The sequence below is a fragment of the Novosphingobium sp. G106 genome (assembly GCF_019075875.1).
In the GTDB taxonomy this organism is placed as follows: domain Bacteria; phylum Pseudomonadota; class Alphaproteobacteria; order Sphingomonadales; family Sphingomonadaceae; genus Novosphingobium.
Genome location: NZ_JAHOOZ010000001.1, coordinates 1151726 through 1161320 on the forward strand (window position 1 = coordinate 1151726; position 9595 = coordinate 1161320).

10 protein-coding genes are annotated in these 9595 nt (G+C 65.1%); 8 read left to right on the top strand and 2 right to left on the bottom strand.

The window, feature by feature from the left end; all coding sequences use genetic code 11:
* Window positions 1-19: 19 nt before the first annotated feature.
* Together KRR38_RS05445 and KRR38_RS05450 are read left to right on the top strand one after the other, a co-directional pair.
* The gene (locus KRR38_RS05445; RefSeq protein ID WP_217399368.1) at window positions 20-928 is read left to right on the top strand and encodes a diiron oxygenase; all 909 of its coding nucleotides are present in this window, start codon (window positions 20-22) and stop codon (window positions 926-928) included.
* A gap of 28 nt (window positions 929-956) precedes the next feature.
* Window positions 957-1520, top strand: a complete 564-nt coding sequence (locus KRR38_RS05450) for an OsmC family protein (RefSeq protein ID WP_254514652.1) — start codon at window positions 957-959, stop codon at window positions 1518-1520.
* A gap of 65 nt (window positions 1521-1585) precedes the next feature.
* Here the strand turns inward: KRR38_RS05450 and KRR38_RS05455 are convergent, their stop codons facing one another.
* Window positions 1586-3724: a TonB-dependent siderophore receptor gene (locus KRR38_RS05455; RefSeq protein ID WP_217399370.1), complete on the bottom strand. Its 2139-nt coding sequence runs from the start codon at window positions 3722-3724 to the stop codon at window positions 1586-1588.
* Window positions 3725-3889: 165 nt separating this feature from the next.
* On the opposite strand from KRR38_RS05455, the gene KRR38_RS05460 reads away from it, so the two are divergent.
* Together KRR38_RS05460 and KRR38_RS05465 are read left to right on the top strand one after the other, a co-directional pair.
* Window positions 3890-4345 carry a homogentisate 1,2-dioxygenase gene (locus KRR38_RS05460; protein ID WP_254514653.1) on the top strand — a complete coding sequence of 152 codons (456 nt, stop codon included), beginning with the start codon at window positions 3890-3892 and terminating at the stop codon, window positions 4343-4345.
* Between the two features lie 3 nt (window positions 4346-4348).
* Window positions 4349-5329, top strand: a complete 981-nt coding sequence (locus KRR38_RS05465) for a cytochrome c peroxidase (protein WP_309140979.1) — start codon at window positions 4349-4351, stop codon at window positions 5327-5329.
* A 5-nt stretch (window positions 5330-5334) separates the two neighbouring features.
* On the opposite strand, the gene KRR38_RS05470 is transcribed toward KRR38_RS05465, so the two are convergent.
* Window positions 5335-5541 carry a molybdopterin-binding protein gene (locus tag KRR38_RS05470; protein ID WP_217399372.1) on the bottom strand — a complete coding sequence of 69 codons (207 nt, stop codon included), beginning with the start codon at window positions 5539-5541 and terminating at the stop codon, window positions 5335-5337.
* Between the two features lie 78 nt (window positions 5542-5619).
* Here KRR38_RS05470 and KRR38_RS05475 point away from each other — a divergent pair, with 78 nt between their 5' ends.
* From KRR38_RS05475 to KRR38_RS05490, 4 genes are all read left to right on the top strand, one after another.
* Window positions 5620-6162 (top strand): DUF2478 domain-containing protein, encoded by a 543-nt coding sequence (locus KRR38_RS05475; RefSeq protein ID WP_217399374.1) that lies wholly within the window; start codon window positions 5620-5622, stop codon window positions 6160-6162.
* Between the two features lie 450 nt (window positions 6163-6612).
* A complete protein-coding gene (locus KRR38_RS05480; protein ID WP_217399376.1) occupies window positions 6613-6927 on the top strand; it encodes a septum formation initiator family protein in 315 nt (104 codons plus the stop codon).
* 109 nt (window positions 6928-7036) lie between these two features.
* A complete protein-coding gene (pdhA, locus tag KRR38_RS05485) occupies window positions 7037-8197 on the top strand; it encodes a pyruvate dehydrogenase (acetyl-transferring) E1 component subunit alpha (protein ID WP_375293411.1) in 1161 nt (386 codons plus the stop codon).
* Window positions 8197-9591 (top strand): pyruvate dehydrogenase complex E1 component subunit beta, encoded by a 1395-nt coding sequence (locus KRR38_RS05490; protein WP_217399378.1) that lies wholly within the window; start codon window positions 8197-8199, stop codon window positions 9589-9591. The genes pdhA and KRR38_RS05490 overlap by 1 nt, the downstream gene beginning before the upstream one ends.
* Window positions 9592-9595 lie beyond the last annotated feature (4 nt).

Consider the following 9595-nt stretch of genomic DNA (forward strand, 5'->3'; position numbering starts at 1 on the left):
CAGAAGAGGAGGATCTGAGATGTATCATGACTTCAGTTATCCGGCCGTGCTGTCGGCCGGTACCCGTGCCAACTGGCAGATCGAGGATGTGCTCCCGGAAGGAGCCCAGCTCGACTTCACGAAATCTTTTATGCCTGAGGCACTTGTCCGCATTGCGGGCCTGCCCGGGCTCAGCCCGAGCGAGCGGCTGACGCTCAATCATATCCGCGGGCACGAGTACCTCGCGATCTTCGGGCTGGTTGAAGAGTTCATCCTCCCCTTCGTGCTCGATCACGTCCGCGACGATCTCGCCGGGGACGAGCGCAGCCGCGCGCTGCTGCAGTTCGCCTCGGAGGAAGCCAAGCATATCCAGCTGTTCAGGCGCTTCCAGCAGACCTTCGAAGCCGGCTTCGGCACGCCCTGTGCGGTGATCGGCCCGGCCGAGGCGATCCGTGCCGAAGTGCTGCGGCATCATCCGCTCAGCGTGGCGCTGCTCGTGCTCCACCTCGAGTGGATGACGCAGGGGCACTACCTGGGCAGCGTCCGCGACGATGCCGGGATCGACCCGCTTTTCGCCAGCCTGCTCAAGCATCACTGGATCGAGGAAGCGCAGCACGCCAAGCTCGATACGCTGATGGTCGAAGCGCTGGCGGCGGACTTGACGACCGCCGAGGTCGATGCCGCGGTCGACGGCTACCTCGAGATCGGCGGCTTCTTCGACGCCGGCTTCAAGGCGCAGGTCGAGCTCAACCTGGCATCGTTCGAGCGGGCCATCGGTCGCACGCTCGACACCGAGACCCAGAGCGCTTTCCTCGAAGGCCAGCATCAGGCGCTGCGCTGGACCTACCTCGGCTGCGGCATGACGCACCCGAACTTCGCCGCGAGCCTCGACTGTATCTCGCCCAATGCGAAGGCGAAAGTGGACGCAGTTGCCCCTGCATTTTGTTGAACGATGAACTGAGAAAAGGAGACGTGAAATGACCGACGTGATGACCCGCAACGTAGTGAACGGCCTCGATCTCGAGGCGCTGAACGGCGTCGTCGGCGAGATCCAGCAGGATGCCTCGAAGGCGCTCGTCCGGTTCTCCGTGGCGACGCGCTGGACCGGCCAGACCGGCAGCAAGACCACGGTGAAGGGCTACGAGATTGCCGGCGAGCAGGTCGCCCGCGAATTCGAGATCGAGGCGGACGAGCCGCACGAACTGCTCGGCACCAACCAGGCGCCCAATCCGCAGGAATTGCTGATGGCGGCGGTCAACGCCTGCATGACCGTGGGCTATGTCGCCGGCGCTTCGCTGCGCGGGATCACGTTGAGCAGGCTCGAGATCGACACCACCGGCCAGCTCGACCTGCGCGGCTTCCTCGGCCTCGATGACGGCGTGCCTCCCGGCTACGAGCAGATCGACTACACCGTGCGGATCGCCGGCGACGGCACGCCGGAGCAGTTCGACGAGATCCACGCCGCGGTGATGAAGACGTCGCCCAACTACTTCAACATCGCGCGGCCGATCCGCATGAACGGCAAGCTGCAGGTCTCCTGAACCCCCCGGCCTGACGCCTGCCGTGCCGGCGCATCGGTTGCCCCCGATGCGCCGGCATTTTTGCGTCAGTACTTGGCGCGGACGCTCGCGAAGAAGCTGCGGCCCTGCTCGGGGAAGCCGTCGGTCAGGACGTAGTACTTGTCGAACAGGTTGCGGCCGCCGACGCCGATCGTCAGGTAGTCGTTGATGTCGTAATCGGCGCGCAGGCCGGCGGTGACGTAGCCGCCCGTCTGGTAATAGAACGGGTTGTTGGCATTGGCCGTGACCGGCGTGACGGTGGTGCGGCCCGAGGCGAATTCGAGGTTCGGCGTCACCTTCAATCCGCCGAGCGGCTGCCATGAGAGATAGGCGAAGCCCTTGTGGCTGGGGACGTCGGTCAGCTTGAAGTTCCGGATCGTGCCGATGGCGGGGGTTCCGACATCGAAGGTGCGGTGGATATAGCTGTAGTTGACCCCAGCCTGGAACGCCTGGGTAAGCTGAACCGAAAGCGATATCTCGCCGCCGTAATAGTCGGCGCTGCCGATGTTCTGACGTTGGTTGAGCGGCGTGGTCACGCCCGGGATCAGCAGCGGCGCATCGGTCCTGATGACCGAGACCAGCGCATCGGTGAGGTGGCTGTAGAACAGCGCACCTTCGAGCCGGATCGGCCCGAACGAATGGCTGCCGCCGACTTCGAAGTTCGTCGCCCGTTCGGGCTTCAGGTTCGGGTTGGGCAGGGCCGTGCCGAACTGGCTGGAGAACCGCTCGAACAGCGTGGGGAAGCGGATGCGTGACGAGACGCTGGCGTGCAGTGCGGTGGCGCCCTGTACCCATTCGAGCCGTCCCTGTGCGTTCCAGCCGCTGGCATTGCGCAGCGGGAAGCTGAACAGGCGGTTTGCGCCGGTCTGGCCGAGCGGCACGCCGAATTCCTCGGCGCGGTCGGTGTCGCGCCAGTCGTAGCTCGCACCCACGGTCATGCTCAGGGCCGGGGTGAAGGCGAAGCGGTTCTCGATCGCGGCGCTCCAGGTGCGTTCTTCGCTGGTCTGGACCGGCTCGAAAGTGGGCGTGGTGAAGCCGGGGCGGCTCGTCTGGCTCTCGGTGTGCTCGTCGTGGCGATAGTGGAAGGCGACGCTCAGCGTGTCGCGCTCGGCCAGCTTCACCGCCAGTTCGGCCGAACCGCCATAGGCGGTATCGTCGTAAGGGCTGTTGAACGCGCGGGGCAGCGCTTGGCTGTTCTGCAGCCGGTTGTCCCACGAGCTCAGCAGGTTCTTGTACTTGTTCCAGTAGGCGCGCGTCTTGACCGTGGCCGTGTCGCTGAGCGCCGTGGTCGAGAGGAAATAGACCCCCTCGATGTTCCAATAGGGCCAGGACCAGTTGTGCAGCGAAGCGTTGCTGGTGTCGGTGATGTGCAGCGGCGCGTTCTTCGAGCCTTCCTGCTTGGTATAGCTGATCGCATATTCGTCGGTGGCATTGGGCGTGAAGCCGGCCTTGACGTTGACTCGCCAGTCCTCGGTACGGCTGAAATCGCGCTCGCCGCCGTTCTCGTTGACCGTCGGCTTGAAGCTGCCCGGCAGGTCCCAGTGATCCTGGAAGTTGCGCGCGTAGGAGGCCTGGGCGTACCACTGGTCGTGCTTGGTGCCGAGCAGGGCGAAGACGTTGTAGCCCGTGTACTCGGCATCGCGGCCGAGATTGAGCGTGCCGCGGACTTCGGCTTCGATTTCCTTGGTCGGCTTGCGCGTGACGAGGTTCACCGCGCCGCCCATCGCGCCCGGCCCGTCGAGCACCGAGGCATAGCCCTTGGCGACCTGCAACTCGGCGATGTCGGGCGTCAGGAAGCGGCCGAAGTCGAGCCGGTTGTCGGCGGGCAGGTAGATGCGGATGCCGTCGATCGACAGCGGCACCTGGAACCGGTCGAAGCCGCGCACGAACAGCAGCCGCTCGTTGCGCGATCCGCCGCTGTTGCCCGCGGTGACGCCGGGGATGAGGTTCGCCGCATCGTCGAGCGTGTTGCGGTTGAAGGTGTAGATCGCATCGGCCTTTAGCGTCTCGCCGCCGATCTGCAGCCCCTCGGGCGGTCGCGCGGTGACGACGATCTGGCCGAGCGTGAAAGTGCCGTCGGTGCTGGCGCCGGTGTCCTCGGCAGGCTGCGCTTCGTCGCTCTGGGCATAGGCGGGCGCGGCCAGGACAAGTGCGAGCGTCGCGGCAAGGCATGTGATATGGCGCATGAGAATTGGCCCCTGGAAATTCTGTTGTCGTTGCGGGGGCGAGCCTATATTTGCCGGTATATAGGTATGCAAGGGTTGATCATCGTGCGCGCATTTCTCTCCCCGACTGTGGCTTTGCTGTTGCCGTTCCTGCTCGGTTCCGCGGCTTTCGCGGAGGAGCCGGCCATGGCGCCGGCCGCTACCTGTACCGCACCGGTTGCGCCGACTGGCGAACTCGCGCCGTGGTCGAGCCCTTCCGCGCTCAATGCCGCGGGCGATGCCGCCGGTCTTCGCGCGGCGAACCTGCCGGTGGCGCAGGCGGCGCGGGTGACGCTGCTGTCGACGCCCGAGGTCAAGTACCCGCTGCGGCCCGAGAAGCCCGGCGGATCGGTCAGCTACGGCGGGCTCGTCGGCGTCGAAATCGCCCAGGCCGGCACTTACCGCGTGGCGCTGAGCTCGGGCGCCTGGATCGACCTCGTCAAGCAGGGCAAGGCCGCTACTTCTGTGGCGCACGGGCACGGCCCCGACTGTACCGGCGTGCGCAAGATGGTCGACTTCGCGCTTACCCCGGGGCGCTACACGCTCCAGCTCGGTGCCAACGGCGATGCGCAGATCACGGTGCTCGTCGCGCGCCTGCCCTGACCCGTGCGGCTATTCCGGACTGCAGCGCTGCTTGCCGCGATCGGCGTGACCGCGGCCGCGGCGGGGGCGCCGCGATGGAAGTGGAACGTCCCAGCGGGAGTAGCCGCGCCGGCAGTGCCCGCGGACAACGCCATGTCCACCGCCAAGGTCGAGCTCGGCCGGCGGCTGTTCTACGATGCCGACCTCTCCGCCGACGGCACGATGTCTTGCGCGACCTGTCACGAGCAGCATCGCGCATTCGCCGACGGCAATGCCAGCCACCCGGGCGTGACCGGTGAGCCCGGCCGGCGCAACGTACCGGGGCTGGCGAATGTCGCCTGGTTCAGCCGGCTGACTTTCGCCGATCCGGGGCTGACCTCGCTCGAGGGGCAGGTCGGCGTGCCGGTGCTCGGCATCCATCCGGTCGAGATGGGCATGGCCGGCCGCGAGGCCGAGATCGCCGCGCGGCTGTCGCGCGACCCCTGTTATCGGACGATGTTCGCCAGGGCTTTCCCCGAGTTCGGCGGGCGCATCGATTTCGGCAGCACGGCCAAGGCCATAGCCAGCTTCGAGCGCACGCTCGTGTCGTTCGGCAGTCCCTATGATCACGGCGCGATGTCGGTCCAGGCGACGGCGGGGCAGGCAGTCTTTGCGCGTTCCTGCGCCGGATGTCATGCCGGAGCCAACTTCACCGATCAGGACTATCATCGGATCGATCGCGCCGATCCTCCGGCCTTCGATCCTGGACTCAGCGAAAAGACCGGCCAGAAGGCCGATCTCGGCAGGTTTCGCACACCGTCGCTGCGCAATGTCGCGCTCGGCGCGCCCTATTGGCACGACGGCAGCGAGCGGACGCTGGCCGGTGCGATCGGGCGGCATCGGTTGACGCTGACCACCGACGAGAGCGCCGAACTGGTCGCGTTCCTCGAAGAGCTGACCGATAGCGAGTTCGTCAGCCGTAAGTCGCTGTCGTTGCCTGCGACGGCCTGCGGACGGAGGCTGTGATGGCGTTATTTGCCGATCAGCACGTCGCTCGCCTTGATCAGCACGGTCACCCGGTCGCCGACGACGAGGCCGAGATCGGCCACGGCTTCCTCGGTGATGCTCGAAGTGATGACGTTGCCGCCGCCGATGTCGACCTTGATCTGGCCGTTGACCGCACCCGGGGTGATCGCGGTGATCGTGCCGGAAATTTGGTTGCGCGCGCTGATCTTCATGGCTGGCTCCTTATCGAGATTTGGGGCTGTGGGAATTTCGGTGGGCGGTTTTGCGCTATATAGAATACGAGGTTTTCAATGGAACGGCAGTCCAAACCGATCGCGATCGTCCAGGGGGCGAGCAGCGCCGAGATCCAGCGTTTGCTGGCGGTCTTCGTCGATCGCCATGCGCCGCGTCTGCGGATCGCCGGGCTGATCGAAGGCGCGGCGGGCGAGGGCGCTGCCTGCGGTGCCGGCCAGCTTCGCAGCATCGGCAGCGGCGGCAGCTTCGCACTGTTCCAGGAACTGGGACCAGGCTCGGAATCCTGTTCGCTCGATAGTTCGGGCGTGGTCCAGGCGAGCGAGCAGGTCTGCAACGACATCGCCCGCGGCTGCGACCTCGTCGTCCTGAGCAAGTTCGGCAAGCTTGAGGCGGAGAACCGCTCCGGGCTGATTTCGGCCTTCGTTGCGGCGATGGAGGCGGGGCTGCCGATCCTGACTTCGGTCTCGCCCAAGCATATGGCGGCTTGGTCGGCCTTCGCCGCGCCATTCTTCGTCACCTTGCCGCCTGAGATGGCCGCGCTTGAAAGCTGGCAGGCCAGCGCCGGCGACTATTCGAGTTGTCATGCGGAAGCCCCATAAGGCAGGGCATCGGCGAAACGCACTCAAGCGGGCCAGGCAGGCTCCGGCATCCTCTCCTTGCTTGCCCGGCCCTGATCGACTTCCGCCGTCGCCGGCCTTGGAGTCGACTCCCTCGAAATTACCAGAAAAACCGCCGCGGAACATTGGATTCCTGCGGGTTTGGCGGACAAAAAAGACCCGGACGTTGCCGGCCGGGCCTTGGAAGTTTTGGGAGAGGATGCCTGAAAGGCCCGTCCCTTATCTGCTCCAACTGACAATGCTGCAAGTGCGAAATACGATGCTGCGAATGCGAAATATGCATGCGGCGATCGCCCTGCTGTGATGCCGAAACGGCGCGTTGGAGTCTTATCCTCAGCTATCTCTCGGCAAACGCGACGGGCCGATGGGAAGCTATTGAGTCGATTGTCGAAAAACGCTTGAACCGGCGAATCAACTGTGATTCTATTAGCCATGATCAAGAAGACGCGCACCGAACCGAAACTTGCACGGGAAAGCCTGGTTCAGGGATTTGCGCTGATGAGTCTGCTGGTCCTGGCCGGGGTTTCACTCGTGGGGCCGAGCGGTTTGCTCGCCTGGTCGGAGAACCAGCGTCTGCTCGTCGAACGGCGCGCCCAAGTGGTGCAACTGACAAAGGAGCGGGACGAGTTGCGCAACCGCGTCGCACTGCTCGACCCGCGCCATATGGACCCCGATCTCGCCGGCGAGCTGCTGCGCAGCAACCTCAACGTCGCCCATCCCGACGAAATGGTCATGCTGCTTCACTGACCTTCGGTTTTTGCGGGGTTTTCGGCCAGCTTTGATCTCGACGCGGCGCTATCGCTGCGGCTAGCTTGCCCCTATATCGACTTGCGAATCCGCCACAGGGGACAGGAACTTGGCCAAACCCGCCAAAAGCGGCACCGTTGCCGTGAAGCGTACCGCAGCTAAGACTACGGGCGCTAAGACCACCGCAACACGAAGCCGGGCGGCCGCCAAGCCGAAGGCCGAGCCCGGTTTTCCTGAGGCGGGCGATGACAATTTCGCGCTGCGCAGCCTTCAGGAAGCCCACGGTAACCAGAAGCATTACCAGGCCAGCGACGAGGAGCTGCTCCACCTCTACGAGCAGATGCTGCTGATCCGCCGCTTCGAGGAGCGCGCCGGCCAGCTTTACGGCCTCGGCCTGATCGGCGGCTTCTGCCACCTTTACATTGGCCAGGAGGCCGTCGCGGTCGGGCTGCAGTCGGCGCTCGACAACGACAAGGACAGCGTCATCACCGGCTACCGCGACCATGGCCACATGCTCGCTTACGGCATCGATCCCAAGGTGATCATGGCTGAGCTGACGGGGCGCCATTCGGGAATCTCGAAGGGCAAGGGCGGCTCGATGCACATGTTCAGCGTCGAGCACCGCTTCTACGGCGGGCACGGCATCGTCGGCGCCCAGGTGTCGCTCGGCACGGGCCTGGCCTTCGCGCACAAGTATCGCCAGGACGGCGGCGTCTGCCTTGCCTATTTCGGCGACGGCGCGGCGAACCAGGGCCAGGTCTACGAGAGCTTCAACATGGCCTCGCTGTGGAAGCTGCCGATCATCTTCGTCATCGAGAACAATGGCTATGCCATGGGTACCGCGGTCAAGCGCGGTTCGGCCGAGACCGAATTCTATCGCCGCGGCACGGCCTTCCGCATCCCCGGCATGGATGTCAACGGCATGGACGTGCTCGAAGTGCGCGCCGCGGCCGAGATCGCGCTCGACTATGTCCGCCAAGGCAATGGGCCGGTGCTAATGGAGCTCAACACCTACCGCTACCGCGGCCACTCGATGTCCGATCCGGCCAAGTACCGCACGCGCGAGGAAGTGCAGGAAGTGCGCGACAAGTCCGACCCGATCGAGGGCGCCAAGAAGGAACTGCTGGTGCGCGGCGTGTCCGAGGACAAGCTCAAGGACATCGACAAGCGTATCCGCGCCGCGGTGTCCGAAAGCGCCGACTTCGCCGAGAACTCGCCCGAGCCTGAGGCTTCCGAACTCTACACCGACGTGCTGGTGGAGCGCTACTGATGGCGATCGAACTGAAGATGCCCGCGCTCTCGCCGACGATGGAAGAGGGCAAGCTCGCCAAGTGGCTGGTCAAGGAAGGCGACGAGGTCAAATCGGGCGACATCCTCGCCGAGATCGAGACCGACAAGGCGACGATGGAATTCGAAGCCGTCGACGAAGGCAAGATCGGCAAGATCATGGTGGCCGAAGGCACCGATGCGGTGAAAGTCGGCACAGTGATCGCTCTGATCGACGGGGAAGGGGAGGAAGCTTCTCCCGCTCCGGCCCCGGCCGTCAAAGTGGAGACTGCAGCCACGGAAGCGAAAGCCGAGGAACCCGTTGCCGAAACTCCAAAGAAGGCCGACAGCGGTGCAGCCCAACTCGCCAGCGACGCAAAGCCAGCGAAGGATCCGGCTCTCCCCTCCGGCACCAACATGAAAACGGTCACCGTCCGCGAAGCACTGCGGGACGCCATGGCCGAGGAGATGCGCAAGGACAGCCGCGTCTTCGTCATGGGCGAGGAGGTCGCGCAGTATCAAGGCGCCTACAAGGTGACCCAGGGCCTGCTCGAGGAATTCGGGCCCGAACGCGTGATCGACACCCCGATTACCGAATACGGCTTCGCCGGCATCGGAACCGGCGCAGCGATGGGCGGGCTTCGCCCGATCGTCGAGTTCATGACCTTCAATTTCGCCATGCAGGCGATCGACCACGTCATCAACTCGGCGGCCAAGACCAATTACATGTCGGGCGGCCAGATGCGCTGCCCGATCGTGTTCCGCGGCCCCAACGGCGCCGCGGCCCGGGTTGGCGCGCAGCACAGCCAGAACTACGGCCCGTGGTACGCCAGCGTCCCGGGCCTGATCGTCATCGCTCCCTACGACGCGTCGGACGCCAAGGGCTTGCTCAAGGCGGCGATCCGTTCGGAGGATCCGGTGGTTTTCCTCGAGAACGAGCTGGTCTATGGCCGCAGCTTCGAACTGCCCGAGCTTGACGACCACGTCCTGCCGATCGGCAAGGCGCGCGTGGCGCGCGAGGGCAAGGACGTGACCATCGTCACCTATTCGATCGGCGTCGGCCTCGCGCTCGAAGCGGCCGAGCAGCTCGCGGGCGAGGGGATCGATGCCGAGGTCATCGACTTGCGCACCCTGCGACCGCTCGATACCGATGCGGTTCTGACCAGCCTCGCCAAGACCAACCGCGTGGTCGTGGCCGAGGAGGGCTTCCCGGTCTGTTCGATCGCCTCGGAGATCATCGCGGTCTGCATGGAGAAGGGCTTCGATGATCTCGACGCCCCGGTCCTGCGCGTCTGCAACGAGGACGTGCCGCTGCCCTATGCCGCGAACCTTGAGAAGGCAGCGCTGATCGACGTGCCCAAGATCGTCGCGGCGGTGAAGCAGGTCTGCTACCGCTGAACCC

Coding starts and splice junctions, on each gene's coding strand:
- KRR38_RS05445 (WP_217399368.1), top strand. CDS start 20: ATGTATCATGACTTCAGTTATCCGGCCGTGCTGTCGGCCGGTACCCGT.
- KRR38_RS05450 (WP_254514652.1), top strand. CDS start 957: ATGACCGACGTGATGACCCGCAACGTAGTGAACGGCCTCGATCTCGAG.
- KRR38_RS05455 (WP_217399370.1), bottom strand. CDS start 3,724: ATGCGCCATATCACATGCCTTGCCGCGACGCTCGCACTTGTCCTGGCC.
- KRR38_RS05460 (WP_254514653.1), top strand. CDS start 3,890: ATGGCGCCGGCCGCTACCTGTACCGCACCGGTTGCGCCGACTGGCGAA.
- KRR38_RS05470 (WP_217399372.1), bottom strand. CDS start 5,541: ATGAAGATCAGCGCGCGCAACCAAATTTCCGGCACGATCACCGCGATC.
- KRR38_RS05475 (WP_217399374.1), top strand. CDS start 5,620: ATGGAACGGCAGTCCAAACCGATCGCGATCGTCCAGGGGGCGAGCAGC.
- KRR38_RS05480 (WP_217399376.1), top strand. CDS start 6,613: ATGATCAAGAAGACGCGCACCGAACCGAAACTTGCACGGGAAAGCCTG.
- KRR38_RS05490 (WP_217399378.1), top strand. CDS start 8,197: ATGGCGATCGAACTGAAGATGCCCGCGCTCTCGCCGACGATGGAAGAG.